Origin of the sequence: Nonomuraea gerenzanensis (assembly GCF_020215645.1) — a bacterium.
GTDB lineage: Bacteria > Actinomycetota > Actinomycetes > Streptosporangiales > Streptosporangiaceae > Nonomuraea > Nonomuraea gerenzanensis.
The window spans coordinates 1,322,950-1,347,580 of sequence record NZ_CP084058.1; the positions used below are offsets into that span (position 1 = coordinate 1,322,950).

Consider the following 24,631-nt stretch of genomic DNA (forward strand, 5'->3'; position numbering starts at 1 on the left):
TCTCAGCGGTCGGCGCGGACCAGCCAGGCGGTGCCGCGCAGGCGGACCGCGCCGCCGTCCTCGAAGCTGCGGAACGCCGCCTCCAGGGCCTCGCGCACCGGCGCGGGGTCGGCGCCGGCGAGGTGGTGGCGCACCGGGCCCCAGCCGCTGAAGAAATCGGCCGCCGCGGCGGCGTTCTCGCCCCAGTTCGCCAGCGCCTCCACGCGCGTCACCGTGACGTTCGCGAAGCCCGCCCGGGTGAGCACCTCGCGGACGCGGCCCGGGTCGGCGAGGGAGAGCGGGCCCGAGCGGTCCGGTACGGGCGCCGGCCACGAGCTGCCGGGCAGGTGGGCGGCGAGCGTCGCCATGATCGTGCCCAGGTCCGTGCCGTCCAGGTCGTCCATCGTGACGAACGCGAGGCGGCCACCGGGCCGCAGCGCCCGCGCCACGTTGCCGAACGCGGCGACCGGGTCGCCGAAGAACATCACGGCGAACCTGCTGATCGCCACGTCGAACGACCCCTCCGGGAAGGGGTGGACCTGGACGTCGCCCTGCTCGAAGGTGACGTTCGCGACGCTCTCGGCGGCGGCGACGGAGCGGGCCCGCGCCAGCATGGGCTCCGACAGGTCCACTCCCACGGCGTGGCGGGCCTGGCGGGCGGCGAGCCTGGTGACCTGGCCGTTGCCGCAGCCGAGGTCGAGGACCCGGTCACCGGCGCCGATCGCGGCGGCGTCCAGCAGCGTCGCGTTGAAGCCGCTGTTCACGGCGTCGTAGCGGTCGAAGTGCGCGGCCCAGTGCTCGCCCTCGTACCCGTTCCATGCGGCTGCCTGCTCGGTGTTGACGATCGATCCCATCGGCACTCCAGTCGTGATGAACAAACGTTCATGAACGTACGTTCATCATGTGGCGCGGAGGGGCGGCTCGTCAACCGGGTTAGCAGGGGCGGGCCGTGACAGGAGTCGCCGGGGCCGTCAGAGACCCACGGCGGAGGGGCTAACCCAACGTAACCATCAGTCACCTTGTGTCATGGCGGGGTGGTGTCGGAGGGTGATAGTCCGTATACCGATCAAGGAGGTTTCCCATGCAGACGTCCCCCCGCAGGCTCGTCGCCGCCGGAGTGCTCGCCGCTGTGGCCGGGCTGCCGATCCTGCCTGTCCCGGCCGCCCACGCCGTGGTCGATCCGTCGAAGCTCGCGGTGCTGGACTCGGCCCAGAGAATCGATCCGGTGTTGATGGCCAACTGCGCCACCGGCACGGCCGCCGATCCCGCCGCTGCCGTGGTGATACCGCCGGAGGTTCCGCTGGTGGGCTGTGCCACGCTCTGAGCCGGGTGATCGCCGGAGGTCTCAGTCGCTCGCCTCGGGGTCGGGCTTCTTGCCCAGGACGTTCGAGAGCGCGAGCCCGAGGCTGATCGACAGCGCGATGCCCACCGCGAGGTCGGACAGGGCGACGCCGACCGCGATGCCGATGCAGAGGCCGGCGCCGAGACCGCCGGGCCAGTTCGCGTTGCCGGTGCAGTTCTTCTTCATGCGTCGATGATCGCGGGTGGCGGGTTCCTGGCAGTAGACACCGGTCTCACCTGTCAGAGATGACGTTTGTCAGCAGCCCGCCACCCGGTCACGCTCCCCTACTCCTCGACGACCTCCAGCCCGTTGCCGTCCGGGTCCCGCAGGCTGAACATCGGCGGCACCCCCGGCCACTGCAGCAGCTCGTCCACCTGCACCCCGCGCTCCGCCAGCTCCTTGTGCAGCCTCGCCGCGTCCGCGACGGTCAGGCGGATGCCCGTCCGCACCCCGGCCTCCGCGTCCGAGCCGGCCGGGACGAGGGCGATCGTGGTCGCGGCCCCCGCCGGCGCCACCTCGATCCACCGCCCGCCGAGCTGCTCGACCGGGGCGTCCAGGCGCTTGTCCAGGCCCAGCACGTCCACATAGAAGGCGACGGCGCGGTCCTGGTCGGTGACCGGGACGCCGACCGTCCTGATGCCGGTGATCGCGGTGTTGGCTTGCTCGCCCATTTCGGGCCTCCTGTCGTCGAGTCTCGGCGGTTGGACCCGCGGGGGCCGGGAAACTCATCGGTGGGCAGGAGCCCCGTGGAAAGGGGATCGGTCAGCGGCGGTCGTCGTAGCCCGGGTCGACGGTCTCGGGGGCCAGGCCCAGGAGCGTGGCCACCTGCTCCACCACCGTGTCGTGGACCATCGCTCCCAGCGTGTCCCTGTCTCTGGCCCTGGCCTCCAGTGGCCGGCGGTACACCACGACGGAGGCGGGCGTCTGGCCGGTGGCCGCGTCGGCGCGGCCGAAGGGGATCGGGTCGGAGTTGAGCCGGGGGCCGTCTCCCAGCTCGCTCAGCGGCGGGACGTCCTCCACCGCGAACTCCACCGCCGACAACTGCCGCTCCCAGCGGGGCCTGAGGCGATCGACCGCGTCGAGCACCAGGTCGTCGAAGCGCTCGCTGCGGGACTTGGCCATGGGGACGTGGGAGGGGGCGAGCGGGCCGCGGAGGCCGCGACCGTGGCGATCGCGCCGTCGGGGACCGCGCTTGTGAGTCACGGGTGCAAGTGTACGGGGCCACTTCCGCGAACCTCGGGAGCACCGCGGGAAGATCGAGCCGGGGCGGAGGATTGGGCTGGTCACGTGATGGGGAGGCCCGGAAGGACGACGCCGGGGCAACGTGAGGAGGGTTCAGGGCATGTGGGTGGAAACGCTGCGACAGGTGTCCGAATTGTGGCGACACGCTCGTTAAGAGCGCTCAGGTAGTGGCGCCTCGCACTCTTACCAGATACGGTCCCTCCGTGAGCCCCGTCCGACGCTGTTCCCGCACAGCCTGCAGCCAGCCTGCCGTCTTCACGCTCACGTACGTATACGCCGACTCGACCGCTGTTCTCGGCCCTCTGGCGACGTACGCGGAGCCACACTGCTATGACCTGTGCGCCGAACACGCCGAGCGGCTGACCGCCCCCCGCGGCTGGGAGGTGGTGCGGCTGCCGACGGACGGCGCCTCGCCCAGCTCCGACGATCTCGAAGCGCTGGCCAATGCGGTCAGGGAGGCCGCCCGGCCCACGTCGCCCGGTGGAGGTGAGCCGGTCGGCCAGGGCGTCGAGGTGAGCCGTCGCGGGCACCTGCGTGTTCTGAGATCGGCCCAGCAGCACCGCGACCGGTAGGCTCGTCCTGTACGGCGGAAACGACCTAGGGGCGGAGCTGGAGAGTGGGCGACCTCGCCAAGATCTTCAAAGCGTACGACGTTCGCGGGGTGGTGCCCGACGAGCTGGACGAGCCTACCGCCGAGGCCGTGGGGGCGGCGTTCGTCGAGGTGACAGGGGCTGAGTCGGTGGTGGTCGCGCACGACATGCGCGAGTCGTCCCCGCTGCTGGCCGAGGCGTTCATCAGGGGCGCCCGCTCGCGCCGTGCCGACGTGGTGCACGCCGGGCTGGGCTCGACCGACCTGCTCTACTACGCCAGCGGCAGCCTGGGGCTGCCCGGGGTGATGTTCACCGCCAGCCACAATCCGGCCCGCTACAACGGCATGAAGATGTGCCGGTCGGGCGCGGTGCCGATCGGCGGCGACACGGGGCTCACGGAAATCCGCGACAGGGCGGCGGAGCTGGTCGGGGTGACGGCCACGCCCAGCGGATCGCTGATCGAGAAGGACCTGCTCCAGGGCTATGCCGACCATCTGCGCGGGCTGGTGGACCTGAGCGGCATCAGGCCGCTGAAGGTGGTCGTCGACGCGGGCAACGGCATGGGCGGCCACACCGTGCCCGCCGTGTTCGAGGGCCTGCCGATCGAGCTGACGCCCCTGTACTTCGAGCTCGACGGCTCCTTCCCCAACCACGAGGCCAACCCGCTGGAGCCCGGCAACCTGGTGGACCTGCAGCGGGCGGTCCTCGACAGCGGCGCCGACCTCGGGCTCGCCTTCGACGGCGACGCCGACCGGTGCTGGGTGATCGACGAGCGGGGCGAGTCGGTGTCCCCGTCGGCGATCACGGCCCTGGTCGCGGTGCGCGAGCTGGCCAAGTATCCCGGTGCGACGATCATCCACAACCTGATCACGTCCCTCGGCGTGCCGGAGATCGTGCGCGAGCACGGCGGCGTGCCGGTGCGCACGCGGGTGGGGCACTCCTTCATCAAGGCCGAGATGGCCAGGTCGGGCGCGGTGTTCGGCGGCGAGCACTCGGCCCACTACTACTTCAGGGACTTCTGGTTCGCCGACTCCGGGATGCTGGCCGCCATGCACGTGCTGGCCGCGCTGGGTGAGCAGGAGCGGCCGCTGTCGCAGGTCGTCGGGGCCTACGCGCGCTACCACGCCTCCGGCGAGGTCAACAGCGAGGTGTCCGACCAGGCGGAGGCGCTGCGGCGGGTGCGGGAGGCGTTCGCCGGGCGCGGGGAGTTCGACGAGCTCGACGGGCTGACCGTGAGCGGGCCCGACTGGTGGTTCAATCTGCGGCCGTCCAACACCGAGCCGCTGCTCAGGCTGAACGCCGAGGCGGCCGACGAGAGCAAGATGACGGCGATCAGGGACGAAGTCCTCGCCATTGTGGGAAAGGTGTCAGAGTGAAGATCGACGACTGGCTGCTGGAGATCCTCGCCTGCCCGGCGTGCAAGGCCCCGCTGCGGGCCGAGAACGAGGCGGAGGAGCTCGTCTGCACCGGCTGCGGCCTGATCTACCCGGTCCGGGATGACATTCCCGTCCTGCTCGTCGATGAGGCCAGGAAGCCGTGACCTGGGAGCCGGAGCGGCTTGACGACCAGCGTCACCTCGGTGAGGGCGATCCTGGCGGCATGCTCCCGGCCGTCGCGGCCTCCGCGGCGCACGTACGCACCGGTTACCGCAGCGCCGTCGAGGCCCGCGTCGACCGCCTGGCCGACGGCGGGCGCCCGCGCGCCATCGTGGTCGCGGGCATGGGCGCCTCCGGTGTCGCCGGTGACATCCTGGCGGCGGTCGTCGGCAACGGCGCGCCGCTGCCGATCGTGACCCTGCGCTCCTACCAGCTCCCCGGCTGGGTGGGCGCCACGGACCTGGTCGTCGCCGTCTCAGGCTCGGGCGAGACCGAGGAGACGCTGGCCGTCGCCACGCAGGCGGTGCGGCGCGGCTGCACGCTGCTCGGCGTCGGCGCCCCCGGCTCGCCGCTGGAGGCCATCGCCACACAGGCTTCGGCCGTCTACGTGCCGGTGCCGGTCACCGGCCAGTCCAGGGCCAACCTGTGGTTGCTGGCCATGCCGCCGATCGTGGCGGCGGCGGCGCTGCGGCTGGTGTCGGTGGACGCCGACCTGGTCGAGCGGGTGGCCAGGCTGCTGGAGGACCTGGCGCACCGGTGCCGGCCGTCGAGCGAGTCGTTCATCAATCCGGGCAAATCGCTCGCGATGGACCTGGCCGAGAGTGTGCCGGTGATCTGGGGGTCGTCGCAGGTGGCGGCCGTGGCGGCGTACCGGCTGGGGTGCCAGCTCGGTGCGAACGCGAAGTATCCCGCGATCCACGGCGAGCTGCCCGAGGCCGGCCACCATCAGGTGGCGGCCCTCGACGGGCCGATGGCCGAGCGCGACATCTTCGCCGACACGGCGAGCCGCACGCTGCGGCTCGTGATCCTGCGCGACGCCGAGGAGCACCCGCAGGTGACGCGGCGGCGCGAGGCGTCGCTGCGGCTGGCGCGCGAGCGCGACGTGCCAGTCACCGAGCTGGCGGCCGAGGGTGTGCATCCGCTGGAGCGGCTGGCGAGTCTCATCGGGATCGGCGACTTCGCGAGCACGTATCTGGCGTTGGGTTATGACATCGATCCGACCCCTGTGTCAGCGATCACTGAGGTAAAGGCAAGAATTTCCCCATAGGATCCCCTATCAGGCCTTTGTAAGTGATCTTCATGACTGGAGAAGACCGGTGAGCGCGAGCGGCGGAACCAAAGCGATCATTGCGGCATTGACCGCGAACTTGGCAATTGCCGTGGCGAAATTCGTGGCCGCGGCTTTCACCGGGTCCTCCTCGATGCTGGCGGAAGGCATTCACTCGGTCGCCGACTCGGGCAACCAGGTGCTGCTGCTGGTGGGCGGCAAGCGGGCGGCCCGCGCCAGCACCAAGGAGCACCCGTTCGGATACGGCCGCGAGCGTTATTTCTACGCCTTCGTGGTGGCCGTGGTGCTGTTCACGATCGGCGCCGTGTTCTCGATCTACGAGGGCGTGCACAAGATCCAGGAAGGGCATCCGGTCGAGCAGCCCATCTGGGCGTTCGGGGTGCTGATCTTCGCGATCATCGCCGAGACGTTCTCGTTCCGTACGGCGATCAAGGAGTCGAACGCGGTCCGGGGCAACCAGTCGTGGTGGGCGTTCATCCGGCGCTCGAAGTCGCCCGAGCTGCCCGTCATCCTGCTGGAGGACCTGGGCGCGCTGCTCGGCCTGATCTTCGCGCTGTTCGGCGTGACCATGGCGGTCATCACCGGCGACGGCGTCTGGGACGGCATCGGCACCCTGATGATCGGTGTGCTGCTGGCGGTGATCGCGGTCGTGCTGGCCATCGAGACCAAGTCGCTGCTCGTCGGCGAGGGTGCCGCGCCCGAGGCGGAGGCGCGGATCCGGGCCGCGCTCGAAAGTGCCCCTGAGGTGTCGCGCGTCATCCACATGCGCACGCTGCACCTGGGGCCGGAGGAACTGCTGGTGGCCGCGAAGATCGCGGTGGAGCACAACGACACGGCGGCCGAGGTGGCGCACGGCATCGACGAGGCCGAGCGGCGGATCAGGGAGGCCGAGCCGATCGCCCGGGTGATCTACCTGGAGCCGGACCTCGACCGCCTCAGGAGCACCTCGGCCTCCAGCTGACGAACCCTGAGGTGGGCGGCGGCTCAACCGCCGCCCCCTCCGCGGGCGCCGTCAAGGGCCGCCCCCTCCGCGGGCGCCGTCAGCGGCAGCCCATCTCAGCGGGCGCCGTTGGACGGGCGCAGGAGGCGCAGGGCCTTCTCCTTCTCGAAGTCCAGGGCGCGGCGCGGCACCTGGATGCGCCCGATGCGAATCCCCAGGTCCCGCACGGCGGAGGCCACCGCGGGCTCGCTGAGCACCCGCAACGCGAACGCCAGCTCCGCCGGCGACACGTCGAACCGTTTCTCCAGCTCCACCCCCTGAGCCACGGCGGCCAGCTCCTCGGGCCCGAACCGCCGGTGCGCCCCCTGCTCGCGCACCGGTGGCAGCAGGCCGAGAGCCTCCCGGTAACGAAGCATCCGTGGGGACATGCCGAGCCGCTTGGCCGCTTCCGTGATGCGCATTCTTACATTCTTACGTCAGGTTCGCGCTCCACGAGATGCGCCCCCCTACGAGCGCCGCCTAGACTCATCGGCGACAACCATCAGTGACGCGAGGGGAAACCCGATGGACTTCAAGGTCGCAGACCTTTCACTTGCCGACTTCGGCCGTAAGGAGATCCGGCTCGCCGAGCACGAGATGCCCGGCCTCATGGCGGTTCGCAAGGAATACGCGGCCTCCCAGCCCCTTCGCGGCGCGAAGATCATGGGCTCCCTGCACATGACGATCCAGACGGCCGTCCTCATCGAGACGCTCGTCGCCCTCGGCGCCGAGGTGCGCTGGGTGAGCTGCAACATCTTCTCCACGCAGGACCACGCCGCCGCCGCGGTGGTCGTCGGCCCCAACGGCACGGTGGACGACCCGCAGGGCGTGCCGGTGTTCGCCTGGAAGGGCGAGACCCTGGAGGAGTACTGGTGGTGCACCGAGCAGGCGCTCACCTGGCCTGACGGCGACGCCCCCAACATGATCCTGGACGACGGCGGCGACGCCACCCTCCTGGTGCACAAGGGCGCCGAGTACGAGAAGGCCGGCGCCGTCCCCGCGGCCACCGCCGACGACCCGGAGGAGTGGCACGTCATCATCGACCTGCTCACCCGCACGGTCGGCGCAGACAAGCGGTGGACGAAGATCGCCGAGAGCATCAAGGGCGTCACCGAGGAGACCACCACCGGCGTGCACCGTCTCTACGAGATGCACAAGAACGGCCAGCTCCTCTTCCCGGCGATCAACGTCAACGACTCGGTCACCAAGTCGAAGTTCGACAACAAGTACGGCTGCCGCCACTCCGTCATCGACGGCCTCAACCGCGCCACCGACGTGCTGATCGGCGGCAAGGTGGCCGTGGTCTGCGGCTACGGCGACGTCGGCAAGGGCTGCGCCGACGCGCTGCGCGGCCAGGGCGCCCGCGTCATCGTCACCGAGATCGACCCGATCTGCGCGCTCCAGGCGGCCATGGACGGCTTCCAGGTCACGACGCTGGACGAGGTCGTCGGCATCGCCGACATCTTCGTCACCTGCACGGGCAACTTCAACATCATCACCGCCGAGCACATGGCGAAGATGAAGCACCAGGCGATCGTGTCCAACATCGGCCACTTCGACAACGAGATCGACATGGCGGGCCTGGCCAAGCTGCCCGGCATCGTCAAGAACAACATCAAGCCGCAGGTCGACGAGTGGGTCTTCGCCGACGGACACTCGATCATCGTCCTCGCCGAGGGCCGGCTGATGAACCTGGGCTGCGCGACCGGGCACCCCAGCTTCGTCATGTCCAACTCGTTCACCAACCAGGTGATCGCGCAGATCGAGCTGTTCACCAAGACCTCCGAGTACCCGATCGGGGTCTACACGCTGCCCAAGCACCTGGACGAGAAGGTCGCCCGCCTGCACCTCGACGCCCTGGGCGTGAAGCTCACGGAGCTGACCAAGGAGCAGGCCGCCTACATCGGCGTGCACGTGGAGGGCCCCTACAAGTCCGACCACTACCGGTACTGATTTCTGGAAGCAGCTCCGGGAGGCTGATCGCCTCTCGGAGCTCTCCGTTTCCGATCTTCTACGGCGGGCCGGGTCACCCGCACGCGCCGACGCCACCTCCGTCCGTCATGGCCGGTCGTGAAGGCTCACGGGCCGGGCGCCGTGACGAGCGTGACCTTGGCCGGCTCCTTCGGTTTAAGGTTGGCCATGGACCTCAGTGAAAGCGGTGAGCGGCAGATCTCCTGGGCCGCCCGCTCGATGCCGGTGCTCACGGCGATCGGGGAGCGGTTCGCCGCGGAGCGACCGCTCGACGGGCTGAGGATCGCGGCCTGCCTGCACGTCACCGCCGAGACCGCCGTGCTGCTGGGGGCGCTGAAGGCGGGCGGAGCGCAGATCGCGCTGGCCGCCTCCAACCCGCTGTCCACGCAGGACGACGTCGCCGAGGCGCTCAGAGGCTACGGGATCGCCGTGCACGCCCGCGCCGGGGTCGATCGGGCGACCTACTACCGGCACATCCACCAGGCGCTCGACCTGGCCCCCGAGCTGGTGCTCGACGACGGCTGTGACCTGGTGAACATCCTGCACACCGAGCGTACGGACCTGCTCGACGGGGTCACCGGCGGGTGCGAGGAGACCACGACCGGGATCATCCGGCTGCGGCAGATGGCGGCCGAGGAGGCGTTGCGGTTCCCCGTCGTGGCCGTGAACGACACTCGCACCAAGCGCATGTTCGACAACCGGTACGGCACCGGCCAGTCCACGCTGGACGGCATCATGCGGGCCACCAACACCATGCTCGCGGGGCGCACCGTGGTGGTGGCCGGGTTCGGGTTCTGCGGGCGGGGCGTGGCCGAGCGGGCCAAGGGGTTCGGCGCCCGCGTCATCGTCACCGAGATCGACGCCGTGAAGGCGCTGGACGCGACCCTGCAGGGCTACGAGGTGCGGCCGATGGCGCAGGCCGCGCTGCTCGGCGACCTGTTCGTCACCGTGACGGGCAACCGCGACGTGATCAGGGCCGAGCACCTGTCCGTGATGCGTGACGGGGCGATCCTGGCCAACGCGGGGCACTTCGACGTGGAGATCGACGTGCGGGCCCTGGACGAGCTGGCCCACGAGGTGCACAGGGGCGTACGGCCCAACACCGACGAGTACGTCATGCCCGACGGGCGGCGGCTCCTGCTGCTGGCCGAGGGGCGGCTGGTGAACCTCACGGCGGCCGAGGGGCATCCGGCGGCCGTCATGGACATGTCGTTCTCCGCACAGGCGCTCGCCGTGGCGTGGCTCGCCGGCGAGCGGGCGAACCTGGCGCCCGGCGTCTACGACGTGCCCGAGGAGATCGACCACGAGGTGGCCAGGCTCAAGCTGGCCGCCGCAGGCATCGGCATCGACCTGCTGACGGCCGAGCAGGAGGACTACCTGCACTCCTGGCGCGTGGGCTCCTGACCGTCAGGCCGGCGGATGGTCCCTGACCGCGTCGGTGAGGCGGGCGCCGAGGTCGCGCAGGTGCCCGACCAGCTCGGGCGGCTCGTGCACCTCGAACGGCACGCCGAGCTGCGCGACCCACATGGCCAGCTCGTCCAGGGAGTTCGACCCGGTGCTGAGCACGCAGGCGCCGTCGCCGGCGGGCTCGACCAGCGCCATCGTCGGCGGCATCCGGGCGGCCACCACGTCGGCGGGCGCCCGCACCGTGAACCGGCCGCGGTAGCGGTAGGGGGTGACGGAGATCCGTTCGGAGACGTAGCGGACGAGGTCGTCGTCGGGTGGCCGGCGGGGCGTGAAGCGGGGCCCGTTGGGCGTGTGCAGGCGCAGCCGGTCGACGCGGAACGTGCGCCAGCCGGCCCGGCCGGTGTCCCAGGCCACCAGATACCAGCGGCGGCCCGCGTTGACCAGCCGGTACGGCTCGGCGGTGCGGGTGTCCTCGGTGCCGTCGTGGGCCCGGTAGCCGAAGCGCAGGCTCTCCCGGCCGCGCACGGCTGCGGCGATCGCGGTGAGCACGCCGGGCTCCACGGCCGCCGCCGTGGACCCGGCCAGCGGGACCGTGACCGAGCGCAGGTTGCCGACGCGGTGCCGGAGCCGGGACGGCAGCACCCGTTCGAGCTTGGTGAGGGCGCGCAGCGAGGTCTCCTCGATGCCCGTCACGCCGGAGACGGCGGCGGTGCCGAGCCCGATGGCGACCGCGACGGCCTCGTCGTCGTCGAGCAGCAGCGGCGGCAGCCCGGCACCCGCGCCGAGGCGGTAGCCGGGCGCGCCCGCGGTGGCGTGCACGGTGTAGCCCAGCTCGCGCAGCCGGTCGATGTCGCGGCGGACCGTGCGGGGCGAGACGCCGAGCCGTTCGGCCAGCTCGGCGCCCGGCCAGTCGCGGGGGGTCTGCAACAGCGACAGCAGCCGCAGCAGGCGCGCCGAGGTCTCCAACATGACCTCCATGCTAGGACCGAACCTGTCCTAGGCCGTCCCTAGCCTGACTGACATGACCGAAGACGCAGCCATTCGTCCCTTCCGCATCGAGATCCCGCAGGCGCAGCTCGACGAGCTGCACGCCCGGCTGGCGGCGACCCGCTGGCCGGACGAGCTGCCCGGGGTGGGCTGGTCCTACGGGGTCCCCACGAGCTATGCCAAGCAACTGGCCGAATACTGGCGCACCGGCTTCGACTGGCGGGCCGCCGAGGCCAGGCTGAACGCCTTTCCGCAGTTCACGACGTCCATCGACGGCCAGCGCGTGCACTTCGTGCATGCCCGCTCGCCCGAGCCGGACGCGCTGCCGCTGATCATCACGCACGGCTGGCCGGGCTCCGTCGCGGAGTTCCTGAACGTCATCGGCCCGCTCACCGATCCGGCGGCACACGGCGGCGACCGATCCGACGCCTTCCACGTCGTCGCCCCGTCGATCCCCGGCTTCGGCTTCTCGGGGCCCACCACCGAGACCGGCTGGGACCTGGAGCGGGTCGCGCGGGCGTGGGCGCGGCTGATGGAGCGGCTCGGCTACCCCCGCTACGGCGCCCAGGGCGGCGACAGCGGCTCGGTGATCTCGCCGATGCTCGGCCGCGCCGCCCCGCAGCACGTGGTCGGCGTGCACGTCAACGGCGCCCTCGGCTTCCCCACCGGCGACCCGGCCGAGCTGGCCGCGCTCACCCCCGCCGAGCTGGCCCGCCTCGACCAGTACCAGGACCAGGACGGCGCCGGCTACGCGATCATCCAGGCCACCCGGCCGCAGACCCTCGCGTTCGGGCTGCACGACTCGCCCGCGGGGCAGCTCGCGTGGATCGCGGAGAAGTTCAAGGAGTGGACGGATCCGGCCCGTGACCTGCCCGAGGACGCGGTGGACCGGGACGAGCTGCTCACCGACGTGAGCATCTACTGGTTCACCGAGACCGCGGCCTCGGCCGCCCGCCTCTACAAGGAGGGGCAGAAGGGCTGGGGCGCGGTGGCCGAGTACTCGGCGCTGCCGCACGGCGTCGCCGTCTTCCCCGGGGACGGCGGGGTCCGGCGGATCGCGGAGCGGGAGCACAACGTCGTGCACTGGTCGGAGTTCGACCGGGGCGGCCACTTCGCCGCGATGGAGGCGCCCGATCTGCTCGTGGACGACATCAGGGCCTTCTTCCGCCCCCTGCGCTGAGCCCTGCCCGGGACTGCGCTGAGCCCTGCTCGGGACTGCGCTGAGCCCTGCTCGGGACGCCTCGCCGGGGCTGGCCGGCGTCCGGCCGGAGGGCTCAGGCGGCGTCCGGCCGGCGGGCTCAGGCGGCGGCCTGCATCTCCTGCATGCGCCGGATCTCGGCCGCCTGCTCCACGCTGACGTCGGTGGCCAGCTCCTCGATCCTGATGTGCGACCCGCCGGTCAGCACCTGCTTCGACATCTCGATCGCCCCCAGATGGTGATCGATCATGAGCTGCAGGAACATCCGGTCGAACTCCGCCCCCTCGGCCGCCCGCAACGCCTCCAGCTGCTCGGGCGTCGCCATGCCCGGCATGCCCTCGTGACGGGCGTGGTGGTCGGGCACCGTCTGCTCCTGCTCCCGCAGCCAGGTGGACATGTACTGGATCTCGGGCCCCTGCACGTCCTGGATCCGGTCGGCCAGGCTCTTGAGCTTGGCGGACTGCGCGCGGTTCGGGGCGAGCAGCGCCATGTCCACGGCCTGCCGGTGATGGACGATCATGTCCTGGACGTACTTCACGTCCGCGGCGTTGGCCGTGGGGGAGGGCACGGCGGTGGCGGCCTCCTGCGGGGAGAGGGTCTTGGCCTGCTCACCAGGGCGTCCCGGTGCGATCACCGGGGCCGAGGAGCCGGCCCTGGGAGCCTGCGGGGCCGGGTCGGAGCTGCAACCGGCGAGGGCGACGGCCAAGGCCACGACGACGACGAGCGCAGCGCGCACTCAGCCTCCTGACTGAACTCGGTACGGCATGCGCACTCTAGGTGAAAACCGTACTAATTCCTAGAGGGCGATTCGGAACAAAATTTGACATGTTGGACGCTGGCCGGAACGGCCGGTAGGGGTGAGGATTGCGTAGATTTATGCCCCCTTTATAGGAGGTTCGGTGTTAACCCCCCGCAAAACCCTCATCCTGGTAGCGGCGTTCGTCGCGTGCGTGGGTGTCACGGCCCCCGTCCAGGCTGCGGACATCCCGGCTCCCGGCGAGATCGTCATGAGCCCCAACATCCAGCACGTCACGAACGTGCCCAAGCCCGAGGCCCTGACCGACATCAACACGGACCTGGCCTTCCAGGGCGACTACGCCTACGTCGGCAACTACTCCGGGTTCTCGATCTACGACATCAAGAACCCGAAGAGGGCCTCGCTGGTCAGCTCCGTCGTCTGCCCCGGTGGCCAGATGGACGTCAGCGTGTACGGTGACCTGCTGTTCGGCTCCGTCGACTCCTCCCGCAACAACGACTCGTGCAGCAGCACCGGGCAGAGCGCCACGGTCAAGGAGTCGTGGGAGGGCATCCGGATCTTCGACGTCTCGAACAAGGCCACGCCGACGTACATCAAGTCCGTCGAGACGAACTGCGGCTCGCACACCCACACGCTGGTGCCCGACCGCAGGCGGCAGAACGTCTACATCTACATCTCCTCCTACGGCCCGAGCGACACGTTCCCGGACTGCAAGACGCCGCACGACCTGATCTCCATCATCAAGGTCCCGCTGCGGAACCCGGCTGCGGCCTCGGTCATCGCCACACCGAACCTGTTCCCCGACGGCGGGTACCCCGGCGTCCAGCTGCCCTACCCCAACGGCAAGTCGGCCACGAGCGGCTGCCACGACATCACCGCCTACCCGGAGAAGGGCATCGCCGCGGGCGCCTGCATGGGTGAGGGCATCCTGCTCGACATCCGCGACCCCGAGCGGCCCAAGGTCACGGCGACCGTGCGCGACGAGGTCAACTTCGCGTTCTGGCACTCCGCCACGTTCAACAACGAGGGCACCAAGGTGATCTTCACCGACGAGCTGGGCGGCGGCACCAGGGCGACCTGCAACGAGGCCATCGGGCCGAACCGGGGCGCCAACGCCTACTACGACATCGTCGGCGGGCAGCTCCAGTTCAGGAGCTACTTCAAGATCGCGCGGCACCAGGCCGACACGGAGAACTGCGTGGCGCACAACGGCTCGCTGATCCCGGTCAAGGGCCGCGACATCATGGTGCAGGCCTGGTACCAGGGCGGCATCTCGGTGGTGGACTTCACCGACTCCGCCAACCCGCAGGAGATCGCCTACTTCGAGCGCGGCCCCGACGAGACCGCCGGGCCGCTGTTCGGCGGTGTCTGGTCGGCCTACTACTACAACGGCTACATCTACGGCTCCGACTTCCATCAGGGCCTGGACGTGCTGAAGATCAACGACTGGCGGACGAACAAGGCCAACGGCGTCAAGATGCGCTCGCTGAACGCGCAGACGCAGGCGTCGTACCCCGAGCGCGGGCACGGCCACTGGTAGATCGTGCGGCGGGGCTCCCACAGGGGCCCCGCCGTTTTCCGCATCCGACGTGCACGTTCCCACCCGACGAACGTGAGCAAGGAGGCTCCCGAGTGTCCCTGAAACGCCGTTCCCTCGTCATGGCCGCGGCGGCGGCCGTCTTAGCGCTGGCCGGCCTGCCCGCGCTGGCCGCCGACATCCCGCCTCCCGACACCGTGGTCACCAGCCCCAACGTGACCCACGTCCTGAACGTCCCCAAGCCCGCCGCGATCGCCGCCACCATCAACACCGACATCGCCTTCCAGGGCGACTACGCCTACGTCGGCAACTACGGCGGCTTCTCGATCTACGACATCAGGAACCCCCGGAAGACCACGCCGGTCAGCTCCGTGGTCTGCCCCGGCGCCCAGATGGACGTGTCCGTCTACGGCGACCTGCTGTTCGCGGCCGTGGACTCCTCGCGCAACAACGACTCGTGCAGCAGCACCGGGCAGAGCGCCTCGGTCAAGGAGTCGTGGGAGGGCGTCCGCATCTTCGACATCTCCGACAAGGCCAACCCGCGCTACATCAAGGCGGTCGAGACCGACTGCGGCTCCCACACCCTGACCCTGGTGCCGGGCAAGGGCCGCGACCGGCACAGGAACGTCTACGTCTACGTGTCGTCGTACCTGCCGGCCACGAACTTCCCCGACTGCCGGCCGCCGCACGACAAGATCTCGATCATCAAGGTGCCGCTCAGGGACCCGGCCGCCGCCGCGGTCGCCGCGACCCCGGTCGTCTTCCCCGACGGCGGCAACGAGACCCAGCCGGGCCTGCTCCTGCCGACCACCGGCTGCCACGACATCACCACCTTCGCCGAGAAGGACCTCGCCGCGGGCGCGTGCATGGGTGACGGCGTGCTGTTCGACATCTCCGACCGGCTGAACCCCAGGGTCACGGCCAGGATGACCGACCCGAACTTCGCGTTCTGGCACTCCGCGACCTTCAGCAACGACGCCAGGAAGGTCGTCTTCACCGACGAGCTGGGCGGTGGCGGCGGCGCGACCTGCAACGAGGCCACCGGGCCGAACCGCGGGGCGGACGCGATCTACGAGATCGTCAAGGGGCAGCTCGTCTTCAAGAGCTACTTCAAGATCTCGCGCCACCAGGACGACAGCGAGAACTGCGTGGCGCACAACGGCTCGCTGATCCCGGTCAAGGGCCGCGACATCATGGTGCAGGCCTGGTACATGGGCGGGGTGTCGATCTGGGACTTCACCGACGCCGCCAACCCGAGGGAGATCGGCTACTTCGACCGCGGTCCCCGCTCGGCGGGCGGCGGTGGTGGCATCTGGTCCGCCTACTACTACAACGGCTACATCTACGGGGCCGACTTCCACGAGGGCCTCGACGTCATCAAGATCAACGACCCGCTCACCGACAGCGCCAGGCACGTGCGTACCGAGCGGCTGAACACGCAGACGCAGGAGTCGTACCACGGCCGCAGGCACGGCTGAGGTGACGGCTCCGGCTCACTGAGGCGGCGCGAACCCGCCCGGAGTCGCCTTCGGCGGCTCCGGCGCGGGCGGCGGCCCGAGTGGCGGCCCAGACAGAGGCCCAGACGGAGGCCCAGATGGAGGCCCAGGCGGAGGCGCGAACGGCGCCGGTGGCGGGGGCTGCTGGCGGTAGGGACCGGGTTGCGCGGGCGGTGCCGGTCGCGGATGGGGCAGCTGCTGCTGTGCGTACGGCGGCTGCGGCGCGTACGGGCCCTGCTGCGGTTGCCCGTTGCCCAGGCGCTGCGCGAACCGCACCTGCTCCCGCCGCCGCCGCTCCGCCAGGACGGCGCTCAGGTACGCGTGCGGCGGCACCCCGCCCGGAGCGGCCGGCGAGACGAAGGCCGACACCTGGGTCGCGATGCGCATCCCCATCTCGTGCTGCACCTGCGGCGTGAGGTCGTGCCAGCGCGTCAGGTACTGCCGGGCGGCCTGCGCCACCTCGTCGGGCAGCTGGGACAGCTCCAGCGCGGTGGCCCAGCCCGCGAGCTGCGGCGGCATCACGATGACCTGCCCCGACTCGCGCGGCGCGCGCTCGGAGATCACGATCGTGCCGGCGAAGACGTCACCGAGCCGCTTGCCCCGCTGCGAGACGAGCGACGCGATCAGCGCCGGCGCCCCCGAGAACATCCAGAACTCCAGGACCCCGGCCAGCCCCCGGAACAGCGCCTGCCTGAAGCGCTCGGGGCTGCCGTCGTCGCCGACCACCCGGAGCCCGAGCGCCAGCTTGCCGAGGCTGCGGCCCCTGCTCAGGGTCTCGAAGATGACCGGGTAGCCGACCAGCACCAGCACGACCAGCACGATCATGACGGCACCGAACATGGCGGAGTCCGTGATGGCCGCGAACGCTCCTAACAGGGCGTAGGCGGCGACCAGGACGGTGAACTGCACGGCCATGTCGATGATGATCGCCAGGGCTCGCGAGGGCATCTGGGCCACCCGCACTTCGACGACGACCGCGTCGCCGGTCACAACCTCCGACATATGTGGAGCCTAACGGCTATGTACGGGTGATCGAGCGGCCAGAATGTTCGGGTGGACATCGATGCGTTCGTCACAGCACACCGCCCCGTGTGGGACCGGCTCGACCACCTGGTCAAGCACCGCTCCTCGCTGACCGGCACCGAGGTGGACGAGCTGGTGGAGCTGTATCAGCGGGTGGCCACGCACCTGTCCATGGTCCGCTCGTCGGCCAAGGACCCGGCGCTGGTCGGCCGCCTGTCGGCGCTGGTGGCCAGGGCCAGGTCCGCCGTGACGGGCGCGCACACTCCTGCCTGGCGGGAGGCGACGCGCTTCTTCACGGTGTCGTTCCCCGTGGTGGCCTACCGGGCGCGGTGGTGGTGGCTGGCGGTCTCGGTCGCGTTCCTGGTGGTGGCGTGGGTGATGGGCGCCTGGGTGGCGGCCAACCCGGACGTGCAGGCCTCGATCGCCAGCCCCGACGAGATCACCAAGCTCGTCAACGAGGACTTCGCCGACTACTACTCCGAGCATCCGGCCGCCTCCTTCGCCAGCCGGGTGTGGACGAACAACGCGTGGGTGGCGGCCCAGATGATCATGTACGCGGTGGTGCTGGGCCTGCCGATCCCGTACGCGCTCTACGCCAACGCCGAGAACGTGGCCGTCTCCGGCGGCCTGATGGCCTCCAGGGACAAGCTGGACATCTTCTTCGGCCTGATCCTGCCGCACGGCCTGCTGGAGCTGACCGCGATCTTCCTGGCGGCGGCCGTGGGCCTGCGCCTGGGCTGGACGGTCGTCGACCCGGGGCCGCGCAGGCGCATCGAGGCGCTGGCCGAGCAGGGGCGGGCGGTGATGAGCGTGGCCATGGGGCTGGTCGTGGTGCTGTTCGCGTCGGGGCTGATCGAGGCGTTCGTGACGCCGTCCGGGCTGCCCACGTGGGTGCGGGTGGGCATCGGGGTGCTCGCCGAGGTGATCTTCCTGGCGTACGTGATCATCTTCGGCCGCCGGGCGCTGCGCGACAACGAGACGGGCGACATCGAGCGGGCCCCGGACGTGGCGCCCACGGCCTGACCCGCCGCCAGGCGGGTCTAGAGCCGGCCCGCCGCCTTCAGCGCCAGGTACGCGTCCGCCAGCGCGGGCGCGAAGTCCTCCGGCGGCGCGTCCACGACCTCGACCCCGTGCCGCCGCAGCCGGGCGGTGATGCGCCGGCGCCCCAGCTGGGCCTGCTCGGCCGCCGCCGCGTCGTACACCTCGTCGGCCGACCCGCGGCGGCCCGCCATGGCCGCCACCGACGGGTCGGACACCCCGGCCACCAGCACCAGGTGCCGGGAGGAGAGCTGCGGCAGGACCGGCATCAGGCCCTCGTCCATGGCCGCCCCGTTCAGGTCCGTGAGCAGCACGACCAGGCAGCGCCGCTTGGCCCGCGACAGGATGGCGGCCACCATGCCCTGGGAGTCGGCCTCGATCAGCTCCGCCTCGATCGGCGCCATCACGTTGACCAGCGACGACAGCAGCTCGGTGCGGGAGGCCCCGCTCACCCAGGCGCGTACGGCGCGGTCGTAGGCCAGGAAGTCCACCTGGTCACCGGCCCTGGCGGCCAGCGCGGCCAGCAGCAGGGCGGCGTCCATCGACCAGTCGAGGCGCGGCCAGCCGGGCGCGGGCCGGGGGTCGGGCCGTAGGAACAGCCCGCCGCCGCCCGCCTCGGCCCCGGCCATGGGGATCGGCGCGGCGCCCACCCGCCCGGCCGAGGTGCGGCCGGTGTCGAGCACGATCAGCACGCGGCGGTCGCGTTCCGGCCGCCAGGTGCGCACCACGACGTCGTGGCGGCGCGCGGTGGCCCGCCAGTCGATGGAGCGCACGTCGTCGCCCACCACGTACTCGCGCAGCGAGTCGAACTCGGTGCCCTGCCCGCGCACCAGCGCCGGGTGCTGCCCGTCGAGCTCGCGCAGCCGGGCCAGCCGGGAGGGCAGGTGCTTGCGCGACAGGAACGGCGGCAGCACCCGCACGGTCCACGGCGCCTGGTGGTTGCCCTGGCGGGCGGCCAGGCCCAGCGGGCCGACCGAGCGCACCGTGATCGCCACGGAGGAGCGGTCGCCGCGCCTGGTCGGGGCGAGCATGACGACGAGCTTGCGGCGTTCGCCGGCCGGGACGTCCAGCTCGGCCACCCGGGGCCGCACCCCGGCGGAGGGCGGCCAGGCGTCCCGCAGCAGGCCGCGCACGCGCCTGCCGCCGGGGTTCTCGACCACCAGCTCCACCGTGGCCTCCTGGCCGAGCCTGACCAGCGTGTCGCCGGAGCGGTGGAGGCGCAGCGGCCGCACGCTGCCCGCGAACACCAGGTCCACCACGATCCCTGCGGCCAGCAGCAGGCAGACCCCGGCCAGCGCGGCGCCGGGCTGCGGTGCGAACAACACCACGAGGATCCCGATCGCCGCGACCAGCCCGGCACGTCCCGTCAGAGCCATTCCCGCACCACGCTTCCCGTAGCGGCCGTCAACGCGGGACCGGGACCGAGGCCAGGATGCCGTCGAGCAGGCCGTCGGCGGTCGCGCCCTCCAGCTCCGCCTCGGGCCGCAACTGCACGCGGTGCCGCAGCGCGGGCCTGGCCAGCGCCTTGACGTCGTCGGGGGTGACGTAGGGCCGCCCGGACAGCCACGCCCACGCCCGCGCCGCCGCCAGCAGCGCCGTGGCGCCGCGCGGGGAGACGCCGAGCTGCAGCGACGGGGAGCTCCTGGTGGCGCGGGCCACGTCCACGATGTAGCCGAGCACCTCGGGCGCCACGTGCACCCTGGCGGCGGCCTCGCGCCCGGCGGCCAGGTCCGCGGCCGAGGCGACGGCCTTGATCTCCGACAGGTCGCGCGGGTCGAAGCCGCGGGCGTGCCGGTCGAGCACGGAGATCTCCTGCTCGCGCGGCGGCAGCGGCACCGTCAGCTTGAGCAGGAACCGGTCGAGCTGGGCCTCGGGGAGCTGGTAGGTGCCCTCGTACTCGACGGGGTTCTGCGTCGCGCACACCACGAACGGGTCGGGCAGCTCGCGGGCCGAGCCCTCCACGCTGACCTGCCGCTCCTCCATCGCCTCCAGCAGCGCCGCCTGCGTCTTGGGCGGCGTGCGGTTGATCTCGTCGGCGAGCAGCAGGTTCGTGAACACGGGCCCCTCGCGGAACTCGAACTCCGCGGTCTTCGCGTCGTAGATCAACGACCCGGTCACGTCACCCGGCATCAGGTCCGGCGTGAACTGCACCCGCTTGAAGTCCAGCGTCAGCGCCGAGGAGAGTGTCCGCACCATCAGCGTCTTGGCCACGCCCGGCACGCCTTCGAGCAGCACGTGCCCCCTGCACAACAACGCGATGACCAGCCCCGTCACCACCGCGTCCTGGCCGACCACGGCCTTGGCCACCTCGGCCCGCAGCGCGCCGAGCGCCTCCCTGGCCGAGTCGCCGTTGTCGGCCGGCACGCGGTATGTCTCATCAGAGTTCACTGATCTGCCTCTCCATGAAGTCCAGATATCCGGCGAGCGCGACGAGCCCCGCGTCGTCCGCCGGCGGCGGGCCGTAGAGCGCGGCGCCCACCTGCTGCGCATCCTGTCCCGTACGGGCGGCGAGCGCCGAGACGATCTCCTGCCGGCCCGCTCCGGACGCCAGCCCCAGCCTCGGGGTGAGCCGGTCGATCGTGCCCGCGCGCAGCGCGTCGGCCGCGCGTTCCCTGGCGCGCCTGGCCCGGTAGAGCCGGCCGCGGCCCTCGACGGTCTCGGCGGCCCTGACGATGACGGGCAGCTTCTCCGTCACCACCGGCCCCAGCCGCCGGCCGCGCCAGAACCCGGCCACGGCCACGGCGACGATCGCCATGTAGACGGTCCAGCGGATGTTGTCCGGCATCAGGTCGTACATCGACTGGCCGCGCTCGCCCGGCAGGTCGAGCGGGGGCGGCGTCTGCGGGCGCACCAGCCAGGTGACGGGCTTGCCCGTGCCGATCAGGTTGAGCGCCAGCGCCGCGTTGCCGTCCTCGGCCAGGCGCTGGTTGGTCATGAAGTCGCCGTCGCCGACGACGGTGATGACGCCGTTCGCGTACGGGAACCTGACCAGGGCGTGCCCGTCACCCGTGGGGTAGCAGGCGGCCGAGCCCGCGGGGCCGCGCAGCGCCATGCCGCCCAGGAACGCGCTGCCCGCGGCGGTGGCGGCGGGCAGCCCGCACTCGGGCTCGCGCGAGCGCACCCGCCCGCCGATCGGCTCCACGCGCACGCCGGGGGCCAGGGCCTCCAGGCCGAAGACGTCGCCGACGACCAGGCGGTCGCCGGCGATCCTGGCCAGGCTCAGCTCGTCGAAGAACGTGGTGTCGGTGATCAGCAGCACCCGGTCGCCCGTGGCGGCCTTGGCGGCGGCGGCCTCGACGGAGTCCACCCGGTCGACGGTGACGCCCCTGTCGCGCAGTAACTCGGCCAGCGCCCGGGAGCCGGCCAGCGAGGTGTCGTCGGGGTCGAGGTGCCGCTCGGGCACCCGCTCGGGGCCGAGCAGCACGCCCAGCACGGCGACGAGCACGACGATGCCGCCCAGGAGCAGGACCATGCGGCTGGAACGCCAGGTGGAGCGGGCGGTGGGGGAGGTCGGGCGGGACTGCCCCGGAGGTGACTGGGGAGTGGCGACGCTCATGCCCCGCCCTCACCCGCGGCGGGAACGAGCGGCACCGGCCTGGCCTCGCGCAGGCGCTCGTCGAGGCTGGTCATCGTCTCGTACGCCTCCCGTGTCCCCGGCACCCCGCCGTACGTCACGTCGTCGAACGAGCGGGCCGCCGCCGCGAGTTCCTGCGCGAACGCGGGCAGCGACAGCGCCGCCTCGGCGGCCAGCTCGTCGGCCGTGCGCCCGGGCATGCCGTCGACCAGCGCGCGTTCCTCCAGGTCACGAGCGATGGCCCGGAGCCGCTCCTGGACGGCCTCGCTCCAGCGGCCCTCCATGGCCAGCCGCTCGGCCGCCTGCCGGTGCTCCGCCGCGGTCAGCGTCCGCGCGCCGAACAGCGCGCCGGGCGCGAGCGCGTGCCGGCGGGCCGACTTGCGCAGCCGCCACGCGATCAGCGCGACCAGCCCGAGGAGGATCAGCGTGATCACGATCGCCGCGATGACGCCGCCCGCCGAGCCGCCGTCGCCCGTCGCGTCGAGGAGGTCGCCGAGGAACTGCGAGACGTACCGGTAGATCCGGTCGAACAGCGCTTCCTTGGCGTACTCCGGCTTGAGGAGCTCCTCCGCGGCCTTGCTCGCGGCCTCCCCCCTGTCGATCGGGGTCACGACCCGGCGGAGTTGGACGGGTGCCACAGCTCGTCGGCCGAGGCGTGCACCCAGCCCTGCCGCTGCTGCTCGATGGCCGCCGTCTGCAGCACGAGGTCGAACGCCTCGCTGCGCATCCGCCGGTCGGCGTAGAGCAGGCCGGCGACGCCGGCCTCGAACGGGTAGGTGAACATCGAGCCGAGCGTGCCGCCGATCGCGATCAGCACGGCCGTCACGATCGTCGTGGCCAGCGAGCTGGCGCCGAACATCCCGAACAGCGTGCCCGCCAGCGTGAACGGCATCGTCAGCAGGCTCGCCACCAGCCCGACGAGGACCGAGGTGAGCAGCATGATGCCGAACACCCGCCAGAAGTCGCCGCTCACCAGGTGCCACGAGCGGCGCATCGCCTCGACGGGACCGCGGCCCTCCAGCACCACGGCCGGGGCGGCGAAGGCGAAGCGGGTCCGGAAGAACAGGTAGTAGGCGAGGTAGACGACGATGAACAGGATCGTCAGCCCGGCGATCCAGCCGAGGGAGGCGGCGCCGGAGGCGTTCATCGCGATCGCCACCATGAGCAGCGCGAAGACGATCAGCGGCACCACCATGATCGCGGCCATCATGCCCACCACGCCGAACAGCGCGGGCACCCGGCCCTTGACGAGCTGCCAGGCCTCGCCCGCGGTGATGTTGCCGCCGAAGACGGCCCGGCCGAGGATGCGGGTCAGCACGCCGGTCAGCAGCGTGACGACGACGAACGAGATCGCGTAGGAGATCAGCGTGCCGGCGTACTGGCCGACGATGCCGGAGACGCTGTAGAGGTCGCCCTCGGCGGAGGCGAAGCTCTCGGGGTCGTCGAGCGGGCTGGGCATGGCGTCGAGCAGGAACGCCTGGCCGATGGCCAGCGGCACGGAGGCCAGCAGGGCGGCCACGGCCGACAGGCCGAGCACGGCCTTCGGATTCGACCGGATCAGCTTGATCGTGCCGTCCAGAATGTCGCCGAGACCCAGCGGGCGCAGCGGGATGATGCCCGGCCGGAGCGCCGGTGGCGGCATATAGCCGTATCCCGGCTGTTGTTGCGGATAAGGCGGATATGGTGTTTGTGGTGCGGGTGCGTAAGGGGCCTGCTGCGGTGGCTGTGAAGGCTGCTGCGCGGGGAGCCCGTACGGCTGGCCGCTCTGCTCTCCACCGGGCGCCTGCTGTCGCCCGCCGGGCGCGGTCCACGGGGAGGCCGGCGGGGCGCTGTAGGGCGGGGGCTGTTCGGCCGACCAGCCTGATGGCGTCTCGGGCGTGGGACCGTGACCGTCTGACATATCCCAATCCTGGCACGCTGGGCGAGGCATTGGTGTCACGGAGAGGATTCGCCCCCTCATCTTGCCCGCATTCACGGAGGAATCGGGGCAAGGTTCGCGTCGAGGGATGGCCGAAAGTCGCTCTGTTACCGCAGACTGAGATTGCGGTCGCGGGGGCGGGCCTAAAATTCGCCTTTTGCAGGGCTCAGGTCACACTCACGGGTCAACCAAGGGTAACCTTCAGCGATCGTGCGGGTATGTCCCACAATGCGTAGAACGAATGAGGGGCCATGAAAGGTCGCGTGCTGGTCGTCGACGACGACGCCGCTCTCGCCGAGATGCTGGGGATCGTGCTGCGAGGGGAAGGCTTCGAGCCGTCCTTTGTCTCCGATGGCGACAAGGCCCTCGACGCGTTCCGGGATACACGCCCGGACCTGGTGCTGCTCGACCTGATGCTGCCGGGGGCCGACGGCATCGACGTCGCGCGCAGGATCAGGGCTGAGTCGGGGGTTCCGATCGTCATGCTCACCGCCAAGAGCGACACGATCGACGTCGTGCTCGGCCTGGAGTCGGGCGCCGACGACTACATCGTCAAGCCGTTCAAGCCGAAGGAGCTGGTGGCCAGGGTGCGGGCGCGGCTGCGCCGTACCGACGAGCCCACCCCCGAGATCCTCCAGATCGGCGACATCACGATCGACGTGGCCGGCCACTCGGTCAAGCGCGGCGAGGAGACGATCAACCTCACGCCGCTGGAGTTCGACCTGCTGGTGGCCCTGGCCCGCAAGCCGCGCCAGGTGTTCACCCGCGAGGTCCTGCTGGAGCAGGTCTGGGGCTACCGGCACGCCGCCGACACGCGGCTGGTCAACGTGCACGTGCAGCGGCTCAGGGCCAAGATCGAGAAGGACCCCGAGCACCCCGAGATCGTCGTGACGGTCCGCGGCGTGGGCTACAAAGCCGGTCCCGCCTAA

The 24,631-nt window shown here is 71.2% G+C and carries 26 protein-coding genes; 13 read left to right on the forward strand and 13 right to left on the reverse strand.

Features of this window, described 5'->3' with window-relative positions; translation table 11 throughout:
* Positions 1-2: 2 nt before the first annotated feature.
* Positions 3-833, reverse strand: a complete 831-nt coding sequence (locus LCN96_RS06680; RefSeq protein WP_225271697.1) for a class I SAM-dependent methyltransferase — start codon at positions 831-833, stop codon at positions 3-5.
* 227 nt (positions 834-1,060) lie between these two features.
* On the opposite strand from LCN96_RS06680, the gene LCN96_RS06685 reads away from it, so the two are divergent.
* The gene (locus tag LCN96_RS06685) at positions 1,061-1,303 is read left to right on the forward strand and encodes a hypothetical protein (RefSeq protein ID WP_225271698.1); all 243 of its coding nucleotides are present in this window, start codon (positions 1,061-1,063) and stop codon (positions 1,301-1,303) included.
* Between the two features lie 21 nt (positions 1,304-1,324).
* On the opposite strand, the gene LCN96_RS06690 is transcribed toward LCN96_RS06685, so the two are convergent.
* The 3 genes from LCN96_RS06690 to LCN96_RS06700 all read right to left on the reverse strand — a co-directional run bounded on the left by LCN96_RS06690 (position 1,325) and on the right by LCN96_RS06700 (position 2,443).
* Entirely contained in the window at positions 1,325-1,507 is a 183-nt protein-coding gene (locus LCN96_RS06690) for a hypothetical protein (protein WP_225271699.1), read from the reverse strand.
* A 98-nt stretch (positions 1,508-1,605) separates the two neighbouring features.
* On the reverse strand, positions 1,606-1,992 hold the full coding sequence (locus LCN96_RS06695) for a VOC family protein (RefSeq protein ID WP_225271700.1): 387 nt from the start codon (positions 1,990-1,992) through the stop codon (positions 1,606-1,608).
* A 91-nt stretch (positions 1,993-2,083) separates the two neighbouring features.
* Positions 2,084-2,443, reverse strand: a complete 360-nt coding sequence (locus tag LCN96_RS06700) for a metallopeptidase family protein (protein WP_311132227.1) — start codon at positions 2,441-2,443, stop codon at positions 2,084-2,086.
* A gap of 323 nt (positions 2,444-2,766) precedes the next feature.
* Between LCN96_RS06700 and LCN96_RS06705 the strand changes: the two genes are divergently transcribed.
* The 5 genes from LCN96_RS06705 (at position 2,767) to LCN96_RS06725 (ending at position 6,778) form a co-directional block, all read left to right on the forward strand.
* Complete coding sequence (locus tag LCN96_RS06705) at positions 2,767-3,135, forward strand: DUF3499 domain-containing protein (RefSeq protein WP_225271702.1); 369 nt, start codon at positions 2,767-2,769, stop codon at positions 3,133-3,135.
* A gap of 44 nt (positions 3,136-3,179) precedes the next feature.
* Entirely contained in the window at positions 3,180-4,529 is a 1,350-nt protein-coding gene (locus LCN96_RS06710; RefSeq protein ID WP_225271703.1) for a phosphomannomutase/phosphoglucomutase, read from the forward strand.
* Positions 4,526-4,693, forward strand: a complete 168-nt coding sequence (locus LCN96_RS06715) for a Trm112 family protein (RefSeq protein ID WP_080042874.1) — start codon at positions 4,526-4,528, stop codon at positions 4,691-4,693. The genes LCN96_RS06710 and LCN96_RS06715 overlap by 4 nt, the downstream gene beginning before the upstream one ends.
* Positions 4,690-5,796, forward strand: a complete 1,107-nt coding sequence (locus tag LCN96_RS06720; protein WP_225271704.1) for an SIS domain-containing protein — start codon at positions 4,690-4,692, stop codon at positions 5,794-5,796. The genes LCN96_RS06715 and LCN96_RS06720 overlap by 4 nt, the downstream gene beginning before the upstream one ends.
* A gap of 88 nt (positions 5,797-5,884) precedes the next feature.
* On the forward strand, positions 5,885-6,778 hold the full coding sequence (locus LCN96_RS06725; protein WP_225271705.1) for a cation diffusion facilitator family transporter: 894 nt from the start codon (positions 5,885-5,887) through the stop codon (positions 6,776-6,778).
* A gap of 95 nt (positions 6,779-6,873) precedes the next feature.
* On the opposite strand, the gene LCN96_RS06730 is transcribed toward LCN96_RS06725, so the two are convergent.
* A complete protein-coding gene (locus LCN96_RS06730; RefSeq protein ID WP_225271706.1) occupies positions 6,874-7,218 on the reverse strand; it encodes a MerR family transcriptional regulator in 345 nt (114 codons plus the stop codon).
* A 103-nt stretch (positions 7,219-7,321) separates the two neighbouring features.
* Between LCN96_RS06730 and ahcY the strand changes: the two genes are divergently transcribed.
* Positions 7,322-8,749 (forward strand): adenosylhomocysteinase, encoded by a 1,428-nt coding sequence (gene ahcY / locus LCN96_RS06735; protein ID WP_225271707.1) that lies wholly within the window; start codon positions 7,322-7,324, stop codon positions 8,747-8,749.
* Between the two features lie 186 nt (positions 8,750-8,935).
* The gene (locus LCN96_RS06740) at positions 8,936-10,171 is read left to right on the forward strand and encodes an adenosylhomocysteinase (RefSeq protein ID WP_225271708.1); all 1,236 of its coding nucleotides are present in this window, start codon (positions 8,936-8,938) and stop codon (positions 10,169-10,171) included.
* Between the two features lie 3 nt (positions 10,172-10,174).
* Here the strand turns inward: LCN96_RS06740 and LCN96_RS06745 are convergent, their stop codons facing one another.
* The gene (locus LCN96_RS06745) at positions 10,175-11,143 is read right to left on the reverse strand and encodes a helix-turn-helix transcriptional regulator (protein WP_225271709.1); all 969 of its coding nucleotides are present in this window, start codon (positions 11,141-11,143) and stop codon (positions 10,175-10,177) included.
* A gap of 52 nt (positions 11,144-11,195) precedes the next feature.
* Here LCN96_RS06745 and LCN96_RS06750 point away from each other — a divergent pair, with 52 nt between their 5' ends.
* On the forward strand, positions 11,196-12,341 hold the full coding sequence (locus LCN96_RS06750; RefSeq protein ID WP_225271710.1) for an epoxide hydrolase family protein: 1,146 nt from the start codon (positions 11,196-11,198) through the stop codon (positions 12,339-12,341).
* Positions 12,342-12,459: 118 nt separating this feature from the next.
* Here the strand turns inward: LCN96_RS06750 and LCN96_RS06755 are convergent, their stop codons facing one another.
* A complete protein-coding gene (locus tag LCN96_RS06755) occupies positions 12,460-13,095 on the reverse strand; it encodes a DUF305 domain-containing protein (RefSeq protein WP_225271711.1) in 636 nt (211 codons plus the stop codon).
* Between the two features lie 163 nt (positions 13,096-13,258).
* On the opposite strand from LCN96_RS06755, the gene LCN96_RS06760 reads away from it, so the two are divergent.
* Both LCN96_RS06760 and LCN96_RS06765 read left to right on the forward strand, forming a co-directional pair.
* Positions 13,259-14,656 carry an LVIVD repeat-containing protein gene (locus LCN96_RS06760; RefSeq protein WP_225271712.1) on the forward strand — a complete coding sequence of 466 codons (1,398 nt, stop codon included), beginning with the start codon at positions 13,259-13,261 and terminating at the stop codon, positions 14,654-14,656.
* A gap of 119 nt (positions 14,657-14,775) precedes the next feature.
* The gene (locus tag LCN96_RS06765; protein WP_311132418.1) at positions 14,776-16,131 is read left to right on the forward strand and encodes an LVIVD repeat-containing protein; all 1,356 of its coding nucleotides are present in this window, start codon (positions 14,776-14,778) and stop codon (positions 16,129-16,131) included.
* A gap of 15 nt (positions 16,132-16,146) precedes the next feature.
* Here LCN96_RS06765 and LCN96_RS06770 read toward each other — a convergent pair whose 3' ends face one another.
* Positions 16,147-17,151, reverse strand: a complete 1,005-nt coding sequence (locus LCN96_RS06770; RefSeq protein ID WP_225271714.1) for an RDD family protein — start codon at positions 17,149-17,151, stop codon at positions 16,147-16,149.
* Between the two features lie 51 nt (positions 17,152-17,202).
* Here LCN96_RS06770 and LCN96_RS06775 point away from each other — a divergent pair, with 51 nt between their 5' ends.
* On the forward strand, positions 17,203-18,195 hold the full coding sequence (locus tag LCN96_RS06775) for a stage II sporulation protein M (protein ID WP_225271715.1): 993 nt from the start codon (positions 17,203-17,205) through the stop codon (positions 18,193-18,195).
* Between the two features lie 17 nt (positions 18,196-18,212).
* Here the strand turns inward: LCN96_RS06775 and LCN96_RS06780 are convergent, their stop codons facing one another.
* From LCN96_RS06780 to LCN96_RS06800, 5 genes are read right to left on the reverse strand one after another with little or no spacing between them, the layout of a single operon-like run.
* Positions 18,213-19,586: a DUF58 domain-containing protein gene (locus LCN96_RS06780; RefSeq protein ID WP_225271716.1), complete on the reverse strand. Its 1,374-nt coding sequence runs from the start codon at positions 19,584-19,586 to the stop codon at positions 18,213-18,215.
* A gap of 28 nt (positions 19,587-19,614) precedes the next feature.
* The gene (locus LCN96_RS06785; RefSeq protein ID WP_225271717.1) at positions 19,615-20,598 is read right to left on the reverse strand and encodes an AAA family ATPase; all 984 of its coding nucleotides are present in this window, start codon (positions 20,596-20,598) and stop codon (positions 19,615-19,617) included.
* A complete protein-coding gene (locus LCN96_RS06790; RefSeq protein WP_225271718.1) occupies positions 20,588-21,766 on the reverse strand; it encodes a DUF4350 domain-containing protein in 1,179 nt (392 codons plus the stop codon). The genes LCN96_RS06785 and LCN96_RS06790 overlap by 11 nt, the downstream gene beginning before the upstream one ends.
* On the reverse strand, positions 21,763-22,395 hold the full coding sequence (locus tag LCN96_RS06795; protein ID WP_225271719.1) for a DUF4129 domain-containing protein: 633 nt from the start codon (positions 22,393-22,395) through the stop codon (positions 21,763-21,765). The genes LCN96_RS06790 and LCN96_RS06795 overlap by 4 nt, the downstream gene beginning before the upstream one ends.
* Positions 22,392-23,426, reverse strand: a complete 1,035-nt coding sequence (locus LCN96_RS06800) for a glycerophosphoryl diester phosphodiesterase membrane domain-containing protein (protein ID WP_225271720.1) — start codon at positions 23,424-23,426, stop codon at positions 22,392-22,394. The genes LCN96_RS06795 and LCN96_RS06800 overlap by 4 nt, the downstream gene beginning before the upstream one ends.
* Positions 23,427-23,953: 527 nt before the next feature.
* On the opposite strand from LCN96_RS06800, the gene mtrA reads away from it, so the two are divergent.
* Positions 23,954-24,631, forward strand: coding sequence for an MtrAB system response regulator MtrA (mtrA, locus tag LCN96_RS06805; RefSeq protein ID WP_043620615.1), 678 nt, complete (start codon positions 23,954-23,956; stop codon positions 24,629-24,631).